The organism is Rhodococcus sp. ACS1 (assembly GCF_002300155.1).
In the GTDB taxonomy this organism is placed as follows: domain Bacteria; phylum Actinomycetota; class Actinomycetes; order Mycobacteriales; family Mycobacteriaceae; genus Rhodococcus_F; species Rhodococcus_F koreensis.
On record NZ_NSDZ01000011.1, the window covers coordinates 519272 to 542099 of the forward strand.

Genomic DNA, 22828 nt, shown 5'->3' on the forward strand with positions numbered 1-22828 from the left:
GGTGTTTCACATCGGAACACAGGTGGGTTGGAACATTCTCTTACGTTTGATCCACACGCCGTGGCGGCCGTCACAAGGTCGCCCCGCCGATGCCAAGGGTCACAAACATCCTCGGCCCCCGCCCTGCTACCACTGAGCCTGCTTCAGGAGAAACACATGACAAGCACGACCTCGTCGCCGCCCGCGATGACTCCCCGTCGCGCGGCGACGGCCGCGCTCCTCGGCAGCGCGCTGGAGTACTACGACTTCTTCGTATACGGCGCCGCAGCCGCCTTGGTCTTCAACGTGCTGTTCTTCCCCTCCGGCGACCCCACCGTCGCGCTCATCGCATCGTTCGCCACCTTCGCCGTGGGGTACGTCGCCCGCCCGGTCGGCGCTGTGGTGATGGGACACTTCGGCGACCGGCTCGGCCGCAAACGCGTCATGCTGGCCACCGTCGTGATGATGGGCGTCGCGTCCTTTGCCATCGGGTGCCTTCCGACGTATGACCAGCTGGGCCTGGTCGCCCCGGTGCTGCTGGTCGCCCTCCGCGTCGTGCAAGGATTCTCCGCGGGTGCCGAATCGGCGGGTGCGTCGACGCTGACCGTCGAGCATTCCCCGGTCGGGCGCCGGGGATTCTTCACCAGTTTCGTCATGGTCGGCTACGCCGTCGGCTGCTCACTGGCCACCGTCGTGTTCCTCCCGATCGCGATGCTGCCCCACGACGCGCTCTACACCTGGGGCTGGCGAATTCCCTTCTGGCTCAGTGCCATAGTCGTCGTCATCACCTACTACGTGCGAAGCCATCTCGACGAAACTCCGGCCTTCACCGAAGCGCGACAAGAAGATCAGGTCCGGAAGCGGCCGCTGAACGACGTGATTACGCATCACTGGCGCGACGTGATCCGAGTCGCCGGAGCATCACTGATGGCGTCGATGCAAACGCTGTTCGCCGTGTTCAGCCTTTCGTACGCCACCTCGGTCGGGGTGGAGCGGGGCACGATGCTCGCCATCATCTCCGGGGCAATAGCCTTGTCGATCTTCGGCATCCCGGCAGCCGGCTACCTCTCCGACGTGATCGGCCGGAAGCGAACGATGCTGATCGGCGCTGTCGGCGGTGCGCTCAGCATCTTCCCTTACCTGTGGGCGATTTCGACGGCGAATGTCATGCTGATCGCGATCTTCGCGTTCGTCAACATGTCGCTGTTCTTCAGCTGCTACAACGGCGTGTGGACGTCGTTCTTCGCCGAGCAGTTCCCGGCACCGGTGCGATTCACCGGCATGGCTGTGAGCAACCAGCTCGGGAACCTTCTTGCAGGATTCGCTCCATTGATCGCCGCCGTGCTCCTCGGCGCGGGCCCGTCGGGCTGGCTTCCGGTCGCATTCTTCGGTGCGATCGCCACCGGAATCGGTGCGATCGCGGTTATCGGAATGCGCGAGACGTCGAAGACCCCGGCAGAATTCCTCGGCGGTCCGAGAGCTGAAGAGCTGATCGGTCAACTGAGCTCGCCCCAACCTGCCACCCCTGCAGCACGCCCTGCAGACGCAACGATGAGCTAGTAGACTGTCGCGGCTAAGTGTTGGGATATAGGTGGCGGAGTTTGATGCGGGCGTCGTCGGTGGTGAAGTGCCACTGGACCTGGCGTTGATCGGCGTTGGTCTGTCGTTGCCAGGCGGCGAGTTCGGCGCCCAGGGTCTCGAGGTCCTCGATGCGCCGGTCCAGACACTGGCGGGTCAGCACAGAGAGCTCGATCTCGGCGACGTTGAGCCACGAGCCGTGTTTGGGGGTGTGGTGGATCTCGAGTCGCTGCGCGAGCGCGAACGCCTCGGCCGGCTCGAAGGCCTCGTAGAGCGATCCGATGCCGTGAGTATTGAGGTTGTCCATCACCAGCACCACCGTCTCCGCGTCCGGGTAGTCCACGCACAGAAGCTCTTTGACCTGCCGAGCCCAGTCGATCTTGGTGCGCCGGGGCTGGGCATCGACACGCCGCCAGCCGGCCAGAGGCTCGACCCAGCAGAAGATCGAACAGGTCCCGTGCCGCACATACTCGGAGTCCTCCTTCAGATCGCGTCCCGGGCCTGCAGGGAGCGGGTCACGCACGTGAGCGAGGAGCTGGTAGGGCTTTTCGTCCATGCACACCACCGGGCGAGAGGGGTTGTGGGGGCGGGCGTAGACCGACAGGACATCTTCCATCCGGGCTGCGAACTCCGCGTTCGCCTTTGGTGGGATGGTCCAGCACTTCTTCAGGTGAGGACGAAGTTTCGTTTTTTTAAAATCCGGCCGATGGTCGAGTGGTCCAGGTCGGGGATGTCGTCGATCAGGGCGACGTGCTTCTCCAGCAGTCGCAGCGACCACCGGGCATGTCCCGCCGGGGGCTGTGTGCACGCCAACGCAATCAACCTGGCCTCGATCTCGCCGGTGATCTGCGACGGCACCGGTGGCAGGTCGCGCTGCTTGCGCCCGATCGTGGCCTCCACGTCCTGACTGGTCTCAGCGAACCGCTTGGCCACCAGTCGCACCGTCTCACCCGAGACCCCCAACCGTGCCGCGATCACCTTCTTCTCATCGACCGCCCCGACCGAGGTGTCCAGCGCCAGCAACACCCGGGCCCGCCGGATCATCGAAGCCGGATGCACCCCGGTCGTGGTCAACCGTTCCAAGAACTCACGATCAGCCGAGCTCAACGTCACCGGACGCTTCTTCTGCGAAGGCATTGACAACGGTCCTGACCGGCAGAGGGGAAGGGGAAGTCTGCCGCCTCCAACTTAAACGAAACAAGGCAGAACTAAGCAGCGACACGCTACTAGTGCCGCATCAGGCAACGTTTGCCCTGTTGACAATCTCCCGTAACTTCTCGTCGGCGGCGTGCTTGTTCCGCCAGATGATGTAGCGGCGAATCATGCTGGACTGCTCGCGATGAGAGGCATGGTCGGTGCCGTCGAGCGCGAAGTATCGCAAGGCAGTGAACTGGGCCTCGATCCGGTTCAGCCACGAACTGTTCGTCGGGGTGTAGGCGATCTCGACGTTGTTCGCCTCCGCCCAGTCCGCGACCCGACGACACGTGCGCGTGGTCAGGTGCGGCGAGTAGTTGTCGCACACGATCGCCAGCCGAACGCCTGTCGGGTACAGGCTGCGCAGGTACCGGCAAAATTCGAGGAACGTCGTGCGGTTCTTGGTGAGCTTGACATGCCCGTAGAGCCTGTCCTCGGCCAGGTCGTATGCGGCGAACAAGTGCCGCACCCCCTGCGTCCGGTTGTAGGTCGCTCGCCGGCGGCGCCTCGGCTCCCGCTCGGGATCCTTGTGCCTGCCGCCGCGTTCGGCCCACTGCCGGCCCGGATGCGGCTGCAGATTCAGCGGCCCGAACTCGTCGAGACAGAACACCACCTCCGGCTCACCAGGCTCGGGCACGACCTCCCGGTCGGCGATCGCGTACAGATGCTCGACGCGGGCCTTCTTGACCGCGTACTCCGGATCCTTCGAACATTTCCAGGTCTTCACCTTTTGAAACGACACGCCCTCCTCTCGGAGCAGAACCCGCAGGCCCTCATGGCTGATGTCGTCGACCACCCCCTCGGCGACCAAGAACTCGGCGAGCTTGGTCAGGCTCCAGGTCGAAAACGGCAGATCGTGTTCGACGGGGGTGGACTTGGCGATCTTCTTGATCTCCCGCCGCTCGGGCAGTGTGAACGTCTTCGGGCGTCCTCCTGCGTATTTCGGGTACAGCGAGTCGAACCCGTCGGCATTGAAGTTATGGATCACATCGCGCACCCGATCCGCGCTGGTGAAACTGACTTCGGCGATCTTCGGGACCGGCATGCCTTGCGCGGACAGCAAGATCATCTGGGCGCGACGCCAGGTCACCACCGACCCGGTGCCGCGACGGATGATCCGCACCAACCGATTGCCTTCGTCGTCGTCGAGTGGACGCACTCGTACTCGTTCTGCCACTCGACCAGGGTGACCGGTGTCGTGGCCGATACGCCGCAACCTGGCGGCGTGTCGCCAAACAGGGCAAAGGTTCCCGGGCACGGCACTAGCTCACCGAGAACTCCTGAATGAACAGACCCCCGACGATCCACTGTCCGGGGGTCTGTTCATTCGGCCCAGGATCTTCGTGGCACGGGCCTTGTTTCCGCATACTGCCCACAACGCGCCCTTGATTCTGTCGCGCCCGATCGCGCGCAGAAGTTTCCACAAGGTGTTTCACATTGGAACGCAGTTGTGCTGGACCTTGCTTTTATCCTTGATCCAAACGCGGTGGCGGCTATCACATTACGACTGCCGCGGCGGGTAGGGCACAGAACGCGGAAGAGAAATCGACCGTCTGACCCAGCAATCGCGCAGTGCCGCTCCGCCCCAATTTCTTTCACCCCTTCCCCGCTTCTTTCTCTGCATTTGAACGACACAGGAGTTCGCCATGTCTGCACAGACCACACCCCAGATCGTTGACGCCGTCGTCATCGGTGCCGGATTCGGCGGTATCTATGCCGTCCACAAGTTGCACAACGAACTCGGTCTCACCACAGTGGGTTTCGACAAGGCCGACGGCCCCGGCGGCACCTGGTACTGGAACCGTTACCCGGGCGCTCTGTCCGACACCGAGAGTCATGTCTACCGGTTTTCCTTCGACGAGGATCTGCTGCAGGACGGCACCTGGGAACACACGTACATCACCCAGCCCGAGATCCTCGACTACCTCGAGGGTGTGGTCGACCGGTTCGATCTGCGCCGCCACTTCCGCTTCGGCACCGAGGTCACCTCCGCGGTCTACCTCGACGATCAGGCCCTGTGGGAGGTCACCACCGACACCGGCGAGATGTATCGGGCCACGTACGTGATCAATGCCGTCGGGCTGCTCTCGGCCATCAACTTCCCGGACCTGCCCGGCCTGGACACGTTCGAGGGCGAGACCATCCACACCGCCGCCTGGCCCGAGGGCAAAAACCTCGCGGGCCGCCGTGTCGGGGTGATCGGTACCGGTTCCACCGGCCAGCAGGTCGTCACGGCGCTGGCGCCGGAGGTCGAGCACCTGACCGTGTTCGTCCGGACGCCGCAGTATTCCGTCCCGGTCGGCAAGCGTCCTGTGACCACCGAGCAGATCGATGCGGTCAAGGCCGATTACGACCGGATCTGGTCGCAGGTCAAGAAATCGTCCGTGGCGTTCGGCTTCGAGGAGTCCACGGTGCCGGCGATGAGCGTCACCGAACAGGAACGCCGCCGCATTTTCGAGGAGGCCTGGCAGCACGGTGGCGGTTTCCGTTTCATGTTCGCCACCTTCGGTGACATCGCCACCGACGAGGAAGCCAACGAGGCGGCCGCGTCGTTCATCCGTGCCAAGATCGCCGAGGTCATCGAGGACCCGGAAACGGCCCGCACACTGACCCCGACCGGCCTGTTCGCCCGGCGCCCGCTGTGCGATGACGGCTACCACCGGGTTTTCAACCGGCCGAACGTCGACGCCGTCGGCATCAAGGAGAACCCGATCCGCGAGGTCACCGCGAAGGGTGTGGTGACCGAGGACGGCGTTCTGCACGAGTTGGATGTGCTGGTTTTCGCGACCGGGTTCGATGCCGTGGACGGTAATTACCGGCGGATGGAGATCCGCGGCCGGGGCGGTTTGAACATCAACGACCACTGGGGCGGGCAGCCGACCAGTTATCTGGGGATTTCCACGGCGAATTTCCCGAATTGGTTCATGGTGCTGGGCCCGAACGGCCCGTTCACGAATCTGCCGCCGAGCATCGAGACGCAGGTCGAGTGGATCAGCGACACGATCGCGTATGCCGAGCGCAGCGGGTTGCGGGCGATCGAGCCGACGCCGGAGGCCGAGGCAGAATGGACGGACACGTGCACCGAGATCGCGAACATGACGGTGTTCACGAAGGTGGATTCGTGGATTTTCGGCGCGAATATTCCGGGCAAGAAGCCCAGCGTCCTGTTCTATCTGGGTGGTCTGGGCAATTATCGTGCGGTCCTCGCCGACGTCACCGCCGACGGCTACCGCGGCTTCGAGTCCGCGGACACGATCGCGGCCTGACACCGTTCATCACCACCACAGGAGAACGCCCATGGGTGTGTACACCACCACCGACCCGGTCACCGGGGACCAGAACGCGCAATACCCGGAGATCACGGACGCCGAGTTGGACATGTACGGCGGGCTGGATCGATGACAGGAAAGCCGTTCTGGCGCAAGCCATATGACGCCGCGGACCGTGCGGTGGCACCGCTGGCCGAGGCGCTGGTGCGTAGCGGGCAGTTCGCCACCGCGGCCGCCGCGATTTTCGATCTGCGGCGCACGGTGGGCCACGGCGTGAACGGTGTCGCGTCACGAGTGTGGCACCTGGTCAATCTGCCGGCGGGCACCGATGTGCATCGGCTCCGGACACAGATCGGGGCGCTGGACCGGGATGTGCGACGACTGTCGCTGCAACTCGAACAGCGCCGGGGCCACCCCCATGGAGAGTGATCGGGCGGTGGTGACGATGGAACCGACGTCGGCGAGCATCGTCGACCGGGTGCGTCGTGAGGTCGAACGCACTGCGCTGCGGGCGCGCAACGGTATTCGGATGGCGGCCGGTCTCTCCCGGCCGGAGGTCGGGCAGACATTGAAGGATGTGGTGTGGCGACACGGCCGGTCCGAGTTGTGGCGCTACCGCAACGACAACGTGCGGGTGTCGCCGCCGCTGTTGATCGTGTTCAGCCTGTTCTCCCGCAGCTACATCCTGGATCTGCAGCCGGGTAACAGCTTCGTCGAACGGCTGCTCGCTGCCGGATTCGACGTCTACCTACTGGACTGGGGCGTTCCCGACGAACGCGACGCCGCCAACCGGTTGGAGGACTACGTCGACGACTACCTGCCCGCCGCGGTCGAACGCGTGCGGCACATTGCCGGCACCGAGCAGATCAATATGCTCGGCTACTGCTTCGGCAGCGTGCTGTCACTGCTCTACGCCGCCCACCATCTCGATGCGCCGTTACGCAGCCTGACCGTGATGACCACCCCGGTCGACCTGCAGCAACTGGGTCCGCTGACCAGCGTGGTCGGGGGCGGGGGACTGGACGTGGGGAACGTGCTCGACGCCGACGGCAATGTGCCGCCGCAGGTCATCTACCAGGGCTTCCAAGTCCTGAAACCGACCGCCCAGGTCACCCAATATGTGGACCTGTGGGAACGACTGTGGAGCGATGATTACGTCGCAGCGCACCAGGCGATGATCGGATGGGCCACCGACCACATTCCGTTGCCCGGTGGTGTCGCCCGGCAGCTCGCGGAGATGACTCGGGACAACGCCATCGTCAACGACACCCTGGTCGTCGGGGGCGACCGCGTGCACCTCGCCGACATCACGGTGCCGTTCCTGACCGTGCTGGGCAACCGCGACCACATCGTGCCGGAAGCCTCCGCCGCCCCGCTGATCGACCTGATCGGCTCGCCCGACAAACACGAGGTGCGCCTCGACGGCGGGCACGTCGGGTTGCTCGTCGGCCGAACCGCCGCCAAGACCACCATCCCCACGATCATCGATTTCCTCATCCAGCGAAGTGAGACACAGGAATGAACATCGTCGCGTTGGGCCGGGAACACACCGACGCCCTGATCGAATTCTTCGGTCGCCTGCCCGCCGAAGACCTGACACTCATGCGAGAGGATGTCACCGAGCCGGACACGGTGCGCGGCTGGGCCGACCGCCCGGCGCACTGGGTCGCGCTCGACGACGCCGCGGTCGTCGGATTCGCCGCGGTGCGCCCGCTGCCCAGCTGGTCCGACCACGTCGGCGAACTGCGACTCGTTGTCGACTCGGCTCACCGACGAGCCGGCATCGGCCGCACGTTGGCCCGCCATGCACTCACCGACGCGGTCCGCGCAGGTCGGCGCAAGGTCGTCGTCGAGCTCGCCGCCGACCAGGAACACTCGCTGGCGATGTTCGGTTCGCTGGGCTTCGAGGGTGAGGCGCTGCTGCGCGACCACATCCGCGACCGCCAGGGCAACCTGCGCGACCTGATCATGCTCGCCCACTTCGTCGACCACACCTGGGCGTCCATGGACACCATCGGCGTCAGTGCGGAACTCGGCCTGGAAGAAAGCGCACGGTGACCGGCACATCGCTGCGGGGCACCGCGGCACCGGGCGACCTGCTCTATTTCACCGACCCCGCGCGTGCGGCCATCGACTACGCGCTCATGGCCTGTACGGCACCGCTGCTTGCCGCATTTCCGCGCGGCGACCACCACCCTGTCCTCGTGCTCCCCAGGTTGAACGGCAGCGATACCTCCACCGCCACACTGCATACCGTCCTCCGCGGACTCGGATACCGGACGCACGGGTGGCGGCTCGGCCGCAACATCGGCCCCACGAGCAAAGCGGTGCACGGCATGCGGGCGCGGCTGGACTATTTGACCAACCGCTATCAGCAGCCGGTCACGCTCATCGGGTGGAGTCTCGGCGGCATCTACGCGCGCCAACTTGCCCGCCGCACCCCGCAAGCCGTTCGACAGGTCATCACCCTGGGCAGCCCGATCCGGTTGGCCCGACACGACCAAAGCCGCGCCAACCGCCTGTTCCATCGCCACTCGCACCAGCACATCGAGCCGTTGGACCTCCCGCTCGAACGCGACGAGGGGCCGCTTCCGGTCCCCGCAACGTCGATCTACACCCCGCTCGACGGGATCGTCGCCTGGCGGACCTGCCTGGACGAGCCCGGACCCCGTGCGGAGAACATCGCCGTTCTCGCCAGTCACCTCGGCATCGCCAGTCACCCCGCGGCCCTGTGGGCGGTCGCGGACCGTCTCGCCCAACCCGCCGACCACTGGACACCGTTCCGGCCACCGTCCTTCCTGCATATGTCCTATCCAGCACCCGAAAGCCGATCATGACCAACCTCGCCCACATCCTGACCGAGTCCGCACGCCGTCATCCAGACCGGCCGGCGATCCGTATCGACGACGACGTCGTCAGCTATGCCGAACTCGACGAACTGACCGCACGCGCGGCAGGTTGGTTACGGGCTCGCGGCATCGACCCCGGCGACCGGGTCGGGATTTCGCTGCCGAACGTCGTGCAATTCCCGGTTCTCTACTACGGCCTGTTGCGGGTCGGCGCGACGGTCGTGCCGATGAATCCGCTCCTCAAATCTCGCGAGATCGAGCACCACCTCCGCGATTCGGGCGCCAAGATGGCACTGGTGTGGCGCACCGTCGTCGCCGAGGCCGAGTCGGCGGCCGCAGCGACCGGCACCGACCTGGTGGTCATCGATGACGACACGCTCGCCGCCACCGCCGATTGGCCGTCCTCACCGGCGGTCACCGCCCGGGAGGGCGCCGACACCGCGGTCATCCTCTACACCTCGGGCACGACCGGCACTCCGAAGGGCGCAGAGCTCACCCACGCGAACCTGTACCGCAACGCCACCACCTTCATGGGTCTGTTCGACTTCTGCCAGGACGACGTGGTGATCGGTTGCCTTCCGTTCTTTCACGCCTTCGGGCAGAGCAACGTACTGAACGCCTCGATCGCGGCCGGCGCGAGCGTGTCGCTGGTTCCGCGGTTCGAGGCCGCGGCGGTAGCGCAGCTCATCGAACGTCACCGGGTGACCGTCTTCGCGGGCGTCCCGACGATGTACGTTTCCCTGCTCCACACCGACACCGGACAGGTGGACACCTCCAGTCTGCGGATGTGCGTCTCGGGTGGTGCAGCGCTGCCGGTCGAGGTACTACGCGGCTTCCAGGAGAGGTTCGGCGCACCGATCCTCGAAGGCTACGGACTGTCCGAGACGTCACCGACCGCCACGTTCAACCGCCCCGCGCATTCCAAGGCCGGGTCGATCGGATGGCCGATCGACGGTGTCGAGCTGAAACTGGTCAACCGGGACGGAACTGACACGCCGCCCGGTGAGGTCGGGGAAATCGTCATCCGCGGGCACAACGTGATGAAGGGCTACTGGAATCGGCCCGACGCCACCGCCGCCGCGATCGTCGACGGCTGGTTTCATACGGGCGACATGGCCACCCGCGACCACGACGGCTTCTACTTCATCGTCGACCGCAAGAAGGACATCATCATCCGCGGCGGCTACAACGTCTACCCACGCGAAATCGAAGAAGTGCTCTACGAACACCGCGCAGTGCGCGAAGCCGCGGTCATCGGGGTGCCCCATCCCACCCTCGGCGAAGAGGTCGCCGCCGCGATCACGCTGCGACCCGGGACCTCCGCCACTCCCGACGAGCTGCGCGGCTACGTCAAGGCCCGGGTCGCCGCCTACAAGTACCCGCGCCACCTCTGGCTCGTCGACAAGCTTCCCAAGGGAGCCACCGGCAAGATCCTCAAACGCGAAATCGAGTTCCCTGCCGACATTCTCGGAGCGCCGGCGCCGTGAACGAGAACCGATCCGACCGTTGCACCCGCCGCGTGAAAAACATCCTGCTTGACATATCAAGCAGATGATTTATATATTTACCACGTTGGATAAATCAGCCAGCGAAAAATCGACCAGCAAGGAGCCCCACCATGGCCGCCACTACCACCACGATCAAGACCCCCACCGCCGCGAACTCCGAGGACGCCACGACCACCCCGGGAACCCCCACCGCCCCGACCGCGGAGACCTCCACCAAAGCCGGCGACCAGCTCGTCTCCGCCGTCAAGCAGGGGCAGAAGGTCGCCCTGGATGTCGCGAAGACGGTCGCGAAGCTGACCCCCTCCATCCCGACGCCCGAACTGCTCAAGATCGAGGGCGCTCCGGAACTGCCCGACTTCCAGGCCCTCACGGCATCCGGCTTCGACGTAGCAATCGCACTGCTGACGGCTCAGCGTGACTTCGCCACCAACCTCGCGGCTGCCTTCGCACCGGCAAAGGCGTCCTGACCGAGTAGATCCGACGGCAGACTGACCGAGTAGGTTCGAAGGCATCCGCCGCCTCGATCACACCAGGGACGACAATGCCGACAGATCCAGATGACAGGACCAAGCTCTTGGGGGACTTCATCAGGGCGCAGCGACAGATGGCGAATCTGTCGCTGCGCCAGCTTTCCGCAATGACTGCGGTTTCCAACCCCTATCTCAGCCAGATCGAGCGCGGCATGCACGAACCGTCCGTTCGGATCCTCAAGTCGATCGCCACCGCACTCAATCTCTCCTCGGAAGCCATGCTCGAACAGGCCGGATTGCTCGATGAATCCGTTCGGGCCGACGACGACGCCACCGAGGCTGCGTTGCGCGCCGACCGGAGGCTCTCGGAGTCGCAGAAACGTGCTCTGCTCTCGGTGTATCGCAGCTACATCGAAGCGAACGAAACGGACGCGTGACTCGGTCCGCGATCCGGCCCGCGTCTCAGCGCACAATACGCGCGGCCACCAAGAGTGTGGTGAGCGCAGCCGGCGTGCATCACCGGGAGGGACGACCCCTCGCCGCCCCTCCCGGTGATGCCACAATTGGCGGCTGAGGAAGAGCCTGTGTGGACGATCGAGTCTGCGGGACATCGGCCACTGGTCGCGTGTGCCGGGATTCGAGCGGTCGACGTCTGTTCCGGCGGAGTTGGTGGATGTACTTTCGCCGATCGCCTTCGGTCATCCCGCCCCAAACACCGTAAGGTTCGCCCACCGCGAGCGCGTGATCGCGGCAAGGCGCGAGTACGGGGCAGCGTTGGCAAATCTGCCGTGCCCGCGCTTCCCGGCGGTCGCGGGCGCGGCCGCGCTCGGCGTCGGGCGAGAAGAACACCGTCAGTTCGGCACCGTGGCACGCGGCACGCGCCCGCCACTCACCGGAGTCGCGAGTGCCGGTTTCCCTGCTCGAGAACCGATCGTCCAGAGTCTGTTCGCTCATTGGCGCCCGGATGACGCGTTGCCGGCCCGCTTGACGAGGCCGCCGCCGACAATCAGACGCTGGATCTCGCTGGTGCCCTCGTACAGACGTAGCAGCCGGACGTCCCGGTAGATGCGCTCCACCGCGACCTCCCGCATGTACCCGCTGCCGCCGTGAATCTGCACCGCCAGGTCCGCAACCTTACCGACCATCTCTGTGCAGAACAGTTTCGCGACCGACGGGGCGATCCGTCGATCGGTGCCCTCGACCCAAGCGCGGGCGGCGTCACGCACCAGCGCGCGCCCGGCCATGACGCCGGTCTGCTGATCGGCGAGCATCGCCTGCACCAACTGGAAATCACCGATCACCGTGTTGCCCTGCGTCGCGGTCGCCGCGTACGCCACCGACTCGTCGAGCGCACGCAGCGCCTGCCCGACCGCAAGCGCCGCCACGTGCACCCGGCCGCGGGCCAGCGACGTCATCGCCGCACGGTAGCCGACGTCCTCACCGCTGCCGACCAGCGCCGACGACGGCACCCGCACGTCGTCGAAATGCACTGTGGCCGTTGTCGACCCCGCGTGCCCCATCTTGCGGTCCTTGCCGCCGACCTGCACACCCGGAGCATCGGCCGGGACCAGAAACACGGCGATGCCGGGTCCATCGCCGTCGGCGGGCCGGGTGCGGGCGAACACGACGAACAGGTCCGCGATCGACGCGTTGGTGATGAACCGCTTCTCCCCGGTGATCAGCCAATCGTCCCCATCCCGTACCGCCTTGGTACGCAGCCCGGCCGGGTTGGATCCGGCACCGGCCTCGGTCAACGCGAACGAGGCGACGACGTCACCGGACGCGATCCGCTCGAGCCAGGCCGTCTTCTGCTCCTCGGTGCCGTAGTTGACCAGCACCTGACCGGCTATCCCGTTGTTGGTGCCGAACATCGAGCGGAGGGCGAGAGTGGTGTATCCCAACTCCATTGCGAGTTCGACGTCCTGGATCAGGTTCATGCCGAGGCCACCCCACTCCTGGGGGATGGCGAATCCGAACAGGCCCATGTCTTTGGCCGCGGCCCGGATCTCGGCGGGGATCGCGTCGTTCTCGTCGATCTCCTGCTCCCGCGGAACCACGATGTCGCGCACGAAAGTCCGGGCGTGGGACAGGATGTCGCGGAAATCCTCGTCATCCACCTGCGTTGTCGGATCGCTGCTCACGGTTGAGGTCACGTCATTCTCCTGATGATGGGCCGATCGGCGGATCGGACGATGCGTGTGAGGCGGTGCAGGGCTCAGCGCGCATCCGTCCCAGCCGCGTTTCGTGGCGCCGGTTGCCTGGCGTCGTAATCCCAGAATGGGCCATACCGCACTCCTCGGGGTGTTCCAAAGCGGAACAACCCGCCGTCGGAATCACGGAGACGCAACGCGGAACCGTCACCTCCGGCGGGCGGAGAGCACCGACGTCAAGGACCGGGAGCGATCATTCGCTCGTCGGCATTGATTTTCAGGGCCCGCATCTTGCGGTACAGGGTCGTGCGGCCGATGCCCAGAATCTTGGCGGCGCGCGCCTTGTTGCCGTCCGCTTCGCGGAGGGCGCCCTCGATCGTCTCGCGCTCTGCCTGCTCGTAGCGGCTCAGCGAGGACAAGGCCGTCTGCCGCATGGGGGCAGGCAGGTCCTTGGTCTGAATCAGGCCGCTCCGAACCGGATACGGGAGGGCGGTGAGGAGCTGGGCCAGCTCGGCGACGTTGCCGGGCCAACGCCAGGCCAGCAGGCACTGCAGCGCAGCGGGGGAGAATCGGAGTGCCGGCGCGCCCGGGAACAGTTCGGCAGCGACCTCGCGCACGATGTCGGGCAACTCGCTGCGCAGTTCCGCGAGAGACGGGACGCGTACGGCATCGTCTTCGCCTGCATCGCCGGTGCTTTCGGTGAGGATGACACGGGCACCTGCGGGTACTCCGGGCCGCGCGATCACGGCGAAGTCTCCGAGACGTGCGCGGACGTCGTCGGCGAGTTCATCTCCTCCCACCACGACGATTCCACGGCCCTCACGCAACACGGCTTCCCCTTTGGCCCAGACCGCGTCGTCCGCAGCGAAATCGCGGGCGGTGACGACATTCGGCTCCTGGCCGGTGCGTCGGCGCAGCCATATCGAGGCCTGGTGGCGTTTGCCGGCGCCGGGGTCCCCGACGACACGGATGAGCCCGTCGACGTCTGCGCAAGCGCTCAACCGCCGTTGCACATCGCCGTACGGGTTCAGCCGAGTCCGATGGGGCGCCGCACCGCCGGCAGGTGCGGCCGCATTGTCCGGGTTGTGGGCGACGGTCACCTGCTCGGCTCCGGCCGCCGCGGCCTGCTCGGTGAACTCCAGCGCGAAGATCGCGTCCTGACCGGCGCGGCCGAGGCGCCGAACCATGGCCTCGGTACCGAGCGTGGGCAACTCCAACTGCAGTTCGTCCTGATCCCAGCGGTGCCGGCGTAGCTTTTCCCACAAGTCGGCGTGGGACTCCGCGTCGAAGTGGGCGAGGGCGGGCAGGTCCGTCATCACCGTTTCCGAGTTCATCACCAGGACGGGGTGCCGGGAGGACCGGAAGAGTCGGTAGGTGCGCGCGAGCTCGAGGTCCCGGGAGTCGGCCATCAGCTCGAGCGCTTCGGCGATCTGATATCCGGCCTGCCGCACCATCGCGACCATCAAGGGGCTGGCGGCGTCGATGTGCGAGGCGATGGAGAGCGAGCCCACCATCCGCCCGGTGATGGGGTGCTTGATCGGAGCGCCCGCGCACGCCAGTTGAGCGAGGGCGTCGTTGAAATGCTCGGTGCCGCGGACGAATACGATTCCGCGCGACTCGATGGGAGTACCCAGCCCGTTCGTGCCCAGGGACTGTTCGGAGAAGTCGAATCCTTCCACTGCGCTGGCCTGGTCCAGTGTCCGCTCGTCCTGAGCGTCGACGATGCGGCGGGACACGATGCGGCCGGCCTCGTCGGCCAGGAACAGGGTCATCCGCGAGTCGGTGAGGTTCGTCTGCCACTGGTCCAGGATCCGGCCTGCGGCACGCAGGATGGCGCTGTCCGGGTCGATCTCCCCCAGAATGTGGGGTCCGGCCCCGGGATCGACGCGGTGCGAGACCGAGCGGCGCCAGCTCTGCTCGATCTCCGCGGCGACCAGGGACGCGGGAACGGAAGCCCGGACCAGTCCCTGCGTGATCAGCAGTTCCCGGGCACTCCGGACCTCGTCCTCGCGGCGTGACTTTTCCATCACCATCCCAGTGTCAGGCAGTCAAGACGATGCGTCCAGCAATGCCCCCGGCGGTGAGGTCGTCGAGGGCGCGGGATACCTCCGCCGCGGACAGCGTCCGTTCGACGACCGGGATGTTGGGTAGCTTTCCGCTTCGTGCGATACGCACCAGGTCCTGCAGCTGCGCAAGAGTCCCGACAAAGCTGCCTTCGAGGTGGATCATGCGCAGGGCGAGCAGCGCGGTCGGGATGGTGACTTCGCCGCCGAACAGTCCGACCTGGACCATGTGCCCCGCCTTGGTCAGGACGTCGAAGGCCGACGTGGCCGTGACGCCGGTGTTGACGAAGTCGATGACGGCGCTCGCAGGTCCGCCGACGGCGTGTCGGATGTCTTTGGCGCCGCTGGCGGGCCCGGAGAGGACGGTGCTCGACGCGCCCATGTCCCGGGCCAGGGCGAGGTTTCCCTCGGCGACATCGACCGCGCAGATGTTGCGGTGGCCCCGGGCGCGGAGTAAGGCGACCGCGGTGAGGCCCAGACCTCCCGCGCCGAACAGGACGACGGGCTCGTCCGGTTCGAGGGGAAGTATCCTGTCCACGGCGCTGTAGGCGGTCAGACCCGAACAAGCCAGCGTGGCAGCCCAACTCGGGTCGATACCGTCGATGTCCACGAGGTACTTCTCGTCGGGCACGAGTATGTATTCGGCGTAGCCGCCGTGGCGGGCCACACCGAGGTTTCGTCCCGCAGCGCAACGGTTGTCGTTGCCGTCGCGGCAGTGGCGGCATTCCCCGCAACCGATCCACGGGTAGATCAGTCGCACGTCGCCCGGACGAACGGATTCCACATCGTCACCGACCTGTTCGACGATGCCGACCACCTCGTGGCCCATCACCATCGGGTATTCGATGCCGCGGTCCTTCATGCTCATCAGCCCGCGGCTGCCCAGATCGTATCCGCCGGCCCGCAGGTGGGTATCGGTGTGGCAGACGCCGGCCCGCGTGACTTTCAAGAGGACCTTCCCGCCTTCCGGGCTCGGGGTCAGGATGTCCAGGTCATGGATCGTGGCGTCATCGGGGAGGACGGCGAATGCATGCATTGGGGGAGTACCTCGTTCACGGTGGGTGTCAGGTGCCCCCTCATCATGAGCAGACTTTCGAGGCTCGATGTGTTTCACATCGGAACACAGGGGAGCCGGAACCCACTCCTATGTTTGACCTAGACGCCGTGGCGGCCATCACATCGGGACCGCCGCAGCAGGTAGGACACAGCAAGCGGACGAGGCGTCAACCACCTGGTCCGACACCGAGCCAAAGGCAATCATGACCACCAACATCTCCGAACAGCTCAGCGTCACTTCCGCCGATGCCGACGACCGGGACGTGCTGCGCGACCTCTACGCCGACTGGTCCCAGATCATGGCTGCGACGCCGGACCTCACGATGCGCCTGTTCCGCTCCATGTTCGACGAGTGGCACCAGCCGACCGTCGAACCGGAGGGCGTGACGTACCGCGAGGACACCGTCGGCGGAGTCCCGGGCATCTGGTGCCTGCCGGAGGGAGCGGACAGTTCGAAGGTGCTCCTGTACACGCACGGCGGCGGGTTCGCCGTCGGCTCGGCCTCCAGTCACCGCAAGCTCGCCGGCCACGTCGCCAAAGCTCTCGGGTCCGTCAGCTTCGTGCTGGACTACCGCCGGGCCCCCGAGTTCCAGCACCCTGCCCAGGTCGAGGACGGTGTGGCCGCCTTCGATGCGCTCGTCGCATCCGGCACCGCGCCAGGGAACATCACCACCATCGGCGATTCCGCCGGCGGCAACCTCGCCATCGCGATCGCCCTGGCCCTCCGGGAACAGGGCAAACCGGGCCCCGGCGGGGTCATCGCCTTCTCCCCGTGGCTCGACATGGAGAACGAGGGCGAAACCCTCCTCACCAACAACGACACCGACGCCCTGATCACCCCGGAACTACTCGAAGGCATGATCGCCGGGGTCCTGGGCGGAACCGTCGACCCGAAGACTCCGCTGGCGAACCCGCTGCACGCCGACTTCACCGGTTTCCCACGGCTGTACGTCACGGCCGGCAGCGTCGAGTCGCTCCTCGACAACGCCACCCGGCTGGCCGAACGCGCCACGGCAGCGGGTGTCGACGTCACCCTGTCCATCGGGGACGGCCAGCAGCACGTCTACCCCTTCCTGGCCGGCCGCTCCGCCCTCGTCGCCGAGGAGTTCGAGAAGCTCGCCGCCTGGTACCGCGCGTAACAACGCCAATCCCTCTTTCACCCCTTTTCTTCTCTGCATCGGAACGACACAGGAGTTCGCCATGACTTCCCGAACCACACCCCAGATCGTTGACGCCGTCGTCATCGGTGCCGGATTCGGCGGTATCTATGCCGTCCACAAGTTGCACAACGAACTCGGTCTCACCACAGTGGGTTTCGACAAGGCCGACGGCCCCGGCGGCACCTGGTACTGGAACCGTTACCCGGGCGCTCTGTCCGACACCGAGAGTCATGTCTACCGGTTTTCCTTCGACGAGGATCTGCTGCAGGACGGCACCTGGGAACACACGTACATCACCCAGCCCGAGATCCTCGACTACCTCGAGGGTGTGGTCGACCGGTTCGATCTGCGCCGCCACTTCCGCTTCGGCACCGAGGTCACCTCCGCGGTCTACCTCGACGATCAGGCCCTGTGGGAGGTCACCACCGACACCGGCGTCGTGTATCGGGCCACGTACGTGATCAATGCCGTCGGGCTGCTCTCGGCCATCAACTTCCCGGACCTGCCCGGTCTGGACACGTTCGAGGGCGAGACCATCCACACCGCCGCCTGGCCCGAGGGCAAGGACCTCGCGGGCCGCCGTGTCGGGGTGATCGGTACCGGTTCCACCGGCCAGCAGGTCGTCACGGCGCTGGCGCCGGAGGTCGAGCACCTGACCGTGTTCGTCCGGACGCCGCAGTATTCCGTCCCGGTCGGCAAGCGTCCCGTGACCGCCGAGCAGATCGACGCGGTCAAGGCCGATTACGACCGGATCTGGTCGCAGGTCAAGAAATCGTCCGTGGCGTTCGGCTTCGAGGAGTCCACGGTGCCGGCGATGAGCGTCACCGAACAGGAACGCCGCCGCGTTTTCGAGGAGGCCTGGCAGCACGGTGGCGGTTTCCGTTTCATGTTCGCCACCTTCGGTGACATCGCCACCGACGAGGAAGCCAACGAGGCGGCCGCGTCGTTCATCCGTGCCAAGATCGCCGAGGTCATCGAGGACCCGGAAACGGCCCGCACACTGACCCCGACCGGTCTGTTCGCCCGGCGCCCGCTGTGCGACGACGGCTACCACCGGGTCTTCAACCGGCCGAACGTCGACGCCGTCGGCATCAAGGAGAACCCGATCCGCGAGGTCACCGCGAACGGTGTGGTCACCGAGGACGGCGTTCTGCACGAGTTGGATGTGCTGGTTTTCGCTACCGGGTTCGATGCCGTGGACGGTAATTACCGGCGGATGGAGATCCGCGGCCGCGGCGGTCTGAACATCAACGACCACTGGGGCGGGCAGCCGACCAGTTATCTGGGGATTTCCACGGCGAATTTCCCGAACTGGTTCATGGTGCTGGGCCCGAACGGCCCGTTCACGAATCTGCCGCCGAGCATCGAGACGCAGGTCGAGTGGATCAGCGAGACGATCGCGTATGCCGAGCGCACTGGGTTGCGGGCGATCGAGCCGACGCCGGAGGCCGAGGCCGAATGGACGGACACGTGCACCGAGATCGCGAACATGACGGTGTTCACGAAGGTGGATTCGTGGATTTTCGGCGCGAATATTCCGGGCAAGAAGCCCAGTGTCCTGTTCTATCTGGGTGGTCTGGGCAATTATCGTGCGGTCCTCGCCGACGTCACCGCCGACGGCTACCGCGGCTTCGAGTCCGCGGACACGATCGCGGCCTGACACCGTTCATCACCACCACAGGAGAACGCCCATGGGTGTGTACACCACCACCGACCCGGTCACCGGGGACCAGAACGCGCAATACCCGGAGATCACGGACACGGAGCTGGACGACCTCATCGGACGGAGCACCACGGCCTACCGCTGCTGGCGGGCCGCTCCGCTGGAGCGGCGCCGCGCCGTCCTCACCCGGGCCGCCGAGATCCACCGGGAACAGGCCGACGAGCTGGCCAAGCTCCTCACCCTGGAAATGGGCAAGCCGATCGCGCAGGCCCGAGGCGAGGTGGAGCTGGTGGCCTCGATCTACCAGTACTACGCCGACCATGTGGACGACTTCATGGCGGACGAGCCCCTCGACATCACGGGATCCGGCACGGCCGTCGTCCGCACCGAGCCGATCGGCCCGCTCGTCGGGATCATGCCGTGGAACTACCCCTTCTACCAGGTGGCACGCTTCGCTGCCCCGAACATCGCTCTCGGCAACACGATCATCGTCAAGCACGCCCGGAACTGCCCCCAGTCCGCCCTCGCCATCGAACGGGTCCTGACCGAGGCCGGTCTGCCCGCGGGCGTCTACCTCAACGCCTTCATCTCTTCGGCGCAGGTTGCCAACGCCGTTGCGGATCCCCGCGTCCAGGGTGTGTCGCTGACCGGATCCGAGAAGGCCGGGTCCGCCGTCGGCGAGATCGCCGGCAGGCACATGAAGAAGTGCGTGCTGGAACTCGGTGGCTCGGACCCGTTCATCGTGCTCGCCGACGCCGATGTCGACGCCGCGGCGGCCGCCGCCGTCATCGGCCGCCTCGGCAACGGCGGGCAGGCCTGCACCGCGTCGAAACGGTTCCTCGTGGAGGAACGGGTGTACGACGAGTTCGTGCGGAAATTCGTCGACGGGATGTCCGGCTGGCAGCCCGGCGACCCGACCAGCCCCGAGACCAAGCTCGGACCGATGGCGTCGAACTCGGGAGCCGAGGAGCTGGACGAGCTTGTCCAGGAAGCGATCTCACACGGAGCCGAAGTGCTGTTGGGCGGTGGGCGGCCGGAGGGGGCCTACTACCCGCCCACCGTCCTGACCGGCGTCACACGCGAGATGCGCGCCTTCGACGAGGAACTGTTCGGTCCGGTGGCGGTCGTCCACCGCGTCGGCTCCCTGGACGAGGCGATCGAACTGGCCAACGACTCCCCGTTCGGGCTTTCGTCGAGCGTGTTCACCTCGAGTCCGGAGAAGGCCGACCGCGTCGCCGCGGAACTCGAGACCGGCATGGTGTGGATCAACAGCACCAGTAAGAGTTCGCCCGACCTCCCGTTCGGCGGCGTCAAGGGATCCGGCGTCGGCCGCGAGCTGGCCCGGTACGGTTTCAACGAGTTCGCCAACAAGAAACTCGTGCGAAACCCACAGGGACAGAAGTAATTCAGTCGTGGATGGGAGGCGCTCCGATCATTCCGGAGCGCTTCCCCCCGGGGCTGCGAACGAGGGGAGCAGCGTGGCGACGAGCCGCTTTCCGAATCCGTCGTCCATGGGCGAGCCGCTCGCTACGCGACGTATCGTTTTTTGCACATCATCCACACTTTCAGACCCGCTCACGAGGAATACTCATGTCCACAGATCGCTACCAGCGCGGCCTCGACCGCATGATGGAGCTCGTCTCCACCGACCACGTCAACACGTTCGACCACGTCAAGCTCGTGGAGTCCTACAAGAGCCTGGACGCGGACCTGTCCGACTACATCGTCTCCTTCGCCTTCGGCGACATCTACTCCCGCAATGGCCTCACCCAGCAGGAGCAGACGATGGTGACCATCTCCACGCTCGTCGCCCTGGGTACCGAACCCCAGTTGAAGCTGCACATCAACACCGGCTTCAACGTCGGCCTGACCAAGGAGAAGATCGTCGGAGCCCTGATCCACTGCATCCCCTACATCGGGTTCCCGCGCGTGCTCAACGGCCTGACCCTCGTCAAGCAGGTCATGGCGGAGCGCGGCCTCACCGAGGGCTGAGAGGCTGCAGCCCGGCACTTCTCACATACATCTCACACCCGAGGAACGTTCATGCACTTGATAATTGGGCTCGGACCCATCGGCGGAAACATCGGAGCACACCTCGCCCAACTCGGGCGGGAGGTGTACGGCTACGACTTCGACGCGGAGCGCGTCCGCGAGTGGTCGGAGGAGACCCAGTCACCGGCCGGCAGCGACCTGGCAGCTCTGGACTGGCCGTCCGTGGACAGCGTTCACGTCGCCGTGCGGCTGGCGGACCAGGTGTCGTCCGTCTTCGCGGCGCTCCGGGAGCACACCACGCGGCCGCTGACCGTTTTCGTCCACACCACGCTGGCGCCGGAAGACGCTCGGAAGATCATGCCCTCGGCCCCGGACGACTGGCGCGTCTTCGAAGCCCCCGTGTCGGGCGGCCCCCAGGGTGCGCGCCGAGGCTCGATGACCATCTTCCTCGCCGGACCCGACACCACCCCCGCCGAGGACCGACTGCTGGACGACATCTCCGGCCGCGTGTTCCGCATGGAGTCCTACGGTCAGCCGGCCCTGGTGAAACTCCTCAACAATGCGCTGGCCACCTACAACCTGGCCGCCACCGCACGGATGCTCGATCTCGCGGAGAATCTCGGCACGCCAGCCGCGGGCCTCCTCGAGGTGATCGGGGTATCGACCGGCCAGAGCTGGATGAGCGACAATCTCGTCGATGTCCAATACGACCTGCTGCTCAAGGACGTCGAGCTGCTCCGCGGCGAAATCGGTGCGCTCCCATCGGGAGATCTCGACGACAACGTCGAACACGCGATCCTGCGGGCGCGTGCACTACTGGGCGCCCGCTAGGTTCGTCTCCCACCGCCACGACGGTCGGTGGAGGGCTGAGGGGTTAGGTCACGCAGGGCACCAGACAGGGGTGCGCCCGCCGGCAGGGGGCGCTATTGTTTGTTTCGGCGATGGATCTCCGCCGAGACACTCCCGCGAAGGGGTTGTCTGAACCGCCCCAGCCCGGGGCTGATGGCTCCTTTCCCTGATGTGGAAGGAGCATGTCCGTGCACGGTCACCACGATCCGAATCCGACGCTGCCGATCGATCCCGATACCGCACCCCGCACGCCGGGGCCGCTGCATGTGCGCCCCGCGGCCATTGCCGCCGTCGGCGTAGGAGGACTCCTGGGAACACCGGTGCGCTATTACCTCGGGGTGTGGTTCCCCACCGTGGCGGGTGGGTGGCCGGTCACCACGTTCACGATCAACATCGCCGGGGCGCTCCTGCTCGGGTGGCTGCTCGAGGCGTTGACCAGGCTCGGCCCGGACACCCGGTGGCGCCAGCGGACCCGCCTGTTGGTGGGGACCGGGGTGCTCGGCTCGTTCACCACCTACAGCACCCTCGCCGTCGATACCGACCTGCTCCTGCGTGGTCACCAGTGGTGGCAGGCCGGCACCTACGCGGCCGGCAGCGTGCTCGCTGGTCTGGTGGCTACCGTCGCCGGGATCGCGGCCGGTGCCCGGATCCGGTCGCGGCGGGCGGAGGCTGCGCAGTGATCGCCGTGTGGATCGCCTGCGCCGGCGGTCTCGGCGCCATCGCCCGGTTCGTGCTCGACGGGGCGATAAGGCACCGGAAGGCGTCGGAGTTCCCCTGGGCGACAGCGACGATCAACGTGACCGGGTCCCTGTTACTGGGCTTCGTCGTCGGGTTGGTGCTCTTCGCCGATGTGTCGCATCAGGTGCAGTGGATCGTCGGTGTCGGGTTCTGCGGTGGGTACACCACCTTCAGCACCGCCAGTTTCGAGACCGTCCGGCTGATCCAACGGCAGCAGTATCTGACAGGGGCAGCGAACGCTGTCGGCACCCTGCTGGTGACGATCGTCGCCGGTGGTATCGGCCTCGCTCTGGCCTCGGTGTGAGGAGAG

Annotated in this window: 23 protein-coding genes; 16 read left to right on the top strand and 7 right to left on the bottom strand. The window is 66.1% G+C overall.

Annotated elements, in window-relative coordinates; all coding sequences use genetic code 11:
* Window positions 1–156: 156 nt before the first annotated feature.
* On the top strand, window positions 157–1539 hold the full coding sequence (locus CJ179_RS43855) for an MFS transporter (protein WP_257016110.1): 1383 nt from the start codon (window positions 157–159) through the stop codon (window positions 1537–1539).
* Between the two features lie 13 nt (window positions 1540–1552).
* On the opposite strand, the gene CJ179_RS51075 is transcribed toward CJ179_RS43855, so the two are convergent.
* The 3 genes from CJ179_RS51075 to CJ179_RS43870 all read right to left on the bottom strand — a co-directional run bounded on the left by CJ179_RS51075 (window position 1553) and on the right by CJ179_RS43870 (window position 3928).
* Complete coding sequence (locus tag CJ179_RS51075; protein ID WP_218834851.1) at window positions 1553–2335, bottom strand: IS630 family transposase; 783 nt, start codon at window positions 2333–2335, stop codon at window positions 1553–1555.
* Window positions 2224–2694 (bottom strand): helix-turn-helix domain-containing protein, encoded by a 471-nt coding sequence (locus CJ179_RS52380; protein WP_095863992.1) that lies wholly within the window; start codon window positions 2692–2694, stop codon window positions 2224–2226. The genes CJ179_RS51075 and CJ179_RS52380 overlap by 112 nt, the downstream gene beginning before the upstream one ends.
* A gap of 100 nt (window positions 2695–2794) precedes the next feature.
* Window positions 2795–3928: an IS630 family transposase gene (locus CJ179_RS43870; RefSeq protein ID WP_095865586.1), complete on the bottom strand. Its 1134-nt coding sequence runs from the start codon at window positions 3926–3928 to the stop codon at window positions 2795–2797.
* 469 nt (window positions 3929–4397) lie between these two features.
* On the opposite strand from CJ179_RS43870, the gene CJ179_RS43875 reads away from it, so the two are divergent.
* From CJ179_RS43875 to CJ179_RS43910, 8 genes are all read left to right on the top strand, one after another.
* Window positions 4398–6017 (top strand): NAD(P)/FAD-dependent oxidoreductase, encoded by a 1620-nt coding sequence (locus CJ179_RS43875; protein ID WP_095865587.1) that lies wholly within the window; start codon window positions 4398–4400, stop codon window positions 6015–6017.
* Between the two features lie 132 nt (window positions 6018–6149).
* Window positions 6150–6449, top strand: coding sequence for a hypothetical protein (locus tag CJ179_RS43880; RefSeq protein WP_095865588.1), 300 nt, complete (start codon window positions 6150–6152; stop codon window positions 6447–6449).
* On the top strand, window positions 6439–7542 hold the full coding sequence (locus CJ179_RS43885) for an alpha/beta fold hydrolase (RefSeq protein WP_257016111.1): 1104 nt from the start codon (window positions 6439–6441) through the stop codon (window positions 7540–7542). The genes CJ179_RS43880 and CJ179_RS43885 overlap by 11 nt, the downstream gene beginning before the upstream one ends.
* Window positions 7539–8078: a GNAT family N-acetyltransferase gene (locus CJ179_RS43890; RefSeq protein WP_095865589.1), complete on the top strand. Its 540-nt coding sequence runs from the start codon at window positions 7539–7541 to the stop codon at window positions 8076–8078. Before CJ179_RS43885 ends, CJ179_RS43890 begins: the two co-directional genes overlap by 4 nt.
* The gene (locus CJ179_RS43895) at window positions 8075–8857 is read left to right on the top strand and encodes a triacylglycerol lipase (RefSeq protein ID WP_218834917.1); all 783 of its coding nucleotides are present in this window, start codon (window positions 8075–8077) and stop codon (window positions 8855–8857) included. The genes CJ179_RS43890 and CJ179_RS43895 overlap by 4 nt, the downstream gene beginning before the upstream one ends.
* The gene (locus CJ179_RS43900; RefSeq protein WP_095865590.1) at window positions 8854–10356 is read left to right on the top strand and encodes a long-chain fatty acid--CoA ligase; all 1503 of its coding nucleotides are present in this window, start codon (window positions 8854–8856) and stop codon (window positions 10354–10356) included. Before CJ179_RS43895 ends, CJ179_RS43900 begins: the two co-directional genes overlap by 4 nt.
* A 131-nt stretch (window positions 10357–10487) precedes the next feature.
* A complete protein-coding gene (locus tag CJ179_RS51870) occupies window positions 10488–10844 on the top strand; it encodes a hypothetical protein (RefSeq protein WP_179377883.1) in 357 nt (118 codons plus the stop codon).
* Window positions 10845–10951: 107 nt separating this feature from the next.
* Window positions 10952–11284 carry a helix-turn-helix domain-containing protein gene (locus CJ179_RS43910; protein ID WP_241031424.1) on the top strand — a complete coding sequence of 111 codons (333 nt, stop codon included), beginning with the start codon at window positions 10952–10954 and terminating at the stop codon, window positions 11282–11284.
* A gap of 79 nt (window positions 11285–11363) precedes the next feature.
* Here the strand turns inward: CJ179_RS43910 and CJ179_RS43915 are convergent, their stop codons facing one another.
* The 4 genes from CJ179_RS43915 to CJ179_RS43930 all read right to left on the bottom strand — a co-directional run bounded on the left by CJ179_RS43915 (window position 11364) and on the right by CJ179_RS43930 (window position 16096).
* Window positions 11364–11801, bottom strand: a complete 438-nt coding sequence (locus CJ179_RS43915) for a WhiB family transcriptional regulator (RefSeq protein WP_095865593.1) — start codon at window positions 11799–11801, stop codon at window positions 11364–11366.
* Complete coding sequence (locus tag CJ179_RS43920; RefSeq protein WP_179377884.1) at window positions 11798–13000, bottom strand: acyl-CoA dehydrogenase family protein; 1203 nt, start codon at window positions 12998–13000, stop codon at window positions 11798–11800. The genes CJ179_RS43915 and CJ179_RS43920 overlap by 4 nt, the downstream gene beginning before the upstream one ends.
* 233 nt (window positions 13001–13233) lie before the next feature.
* Window positions 13234–15024: a sigma-54-dependent Fis family transcriptional regulator gene (locus CJ179_RS43925; RefSeq protein ID WP_179377885.1), complete on the bottom strand. Its 1791-nt coding sequence runs from the start codon at window positions 15022–15024 to the stop codon at window positions 13234–13236.
* Between the two features lie 13 nt (window positions 15025–15037).
* Complete coding sequence (locus CJ179_RS43930; RefSeq protein ID WP_095865596.1) at window positions 15038–16096, bottom strand: alcohol dehydrogenase; 1059 nt, start codon at window positions 16094–16096, stop codon at window positions 15038–15040.
* A gap of 223 nt (window positions 16097–16319) precedes the next feature.
* On the opposite strand from CJ179_RS43930, the gene CJ179_RS43935 reads away from it, so the two are divergent.
* The 7 genes from CJ179_RS43935 (at window position 16320) to crcB (ending at window position 22822) form a co-directional block, all read left to right on the top strand.
* Window positions 16320–17255 carry an alpha/beta hydrolase gene (locus CJ179_RS43935; protein WP_095865597.1) on the top strand — a complete coding sequence of 312 codons (936 nt, stop codon included), beginning with the start codon at window positions 16320–16322 and terminating at the stop codon, window positions 17253–17255.
* A 61-nt stretch (window positions 17256–17316) separates the two neighbouring features.
* Window positions 17317–18936 carry an NAD(P)/FAD-dependent oxidoreductase gene (locus CJ179_RS43940; RefSeq protein WP_095865598.1) on the top strand — a complete coding sequence of 540 codons (1620 nt, stop codon included), beginning with the start codon at window positions 17317–17319 and terminating at the stop codon, window positions 18934–18936.
* A gap of 31 nt (window positions 18937–18967) precedes the next feature.
* The gene (locus CJ179_RS43945) at window positions 18968–20344 is read left to right on the top strand and encodes an NAD-dependent succinate-semialdehyde dehydrogenase (RefSeq protein ID WP_095865599.1); all 1377 of its coding nucleotides are present in this window, start codon (window positions 18968–18970) and stop codon (window positions 20342–20344) included.
* A gap of 185 nt (window positions 20345–20529) precedes the next feature.
* Complete coding sequence (locus CJ179_RS43950) at window positions 20530–20931, top strand: carboxymuconolactone decarboxylase family protein (protein ID WP_072943626.1); 402 nt, start codon at window positions 20530–20532, stop codon at window positions 20929–20931.
* 51 nt (window positions 20932–20982) lie between these two features.
* Entirely contained in the window at window positions 20983–21762 is a 780-nt protein-coding gene (locus tag CJ179_RS43955; protein WP_072943625.1) for an NAD(P)-binding domain-containing protein, read from the top strand.
* A gap of 206 nt (window positions 21763–21968) precedes the next feature.
* Window positions 21969–22460, top strand: a complete 492-nt coding sequence (locus CJ179_RS43960; protein WP_072943843.1) for a CrcB family protein — start codon at window positions 21969–21971, stop codon at window positions 22458–22460.
* Window positions 22457–22822 carry a fluoride efflux transporter CrcB gene (gene crcB, locus CJ179_RS43965; protein ID WP_072943623.1) on the top strand — a complete coding sequence of 122 codons (366 nt, stop codon included), beginning with the start codon at window positions 22457–22459 and terminating at the stop codon, window positions 22820–22822. Before CJ179_RS43960 ends, crcB begins: the two co-directional genes overlap by 4 nt.
* The last annotated feature ends 6 nt before the right edge of the window (window positions 22823–22828 follow it).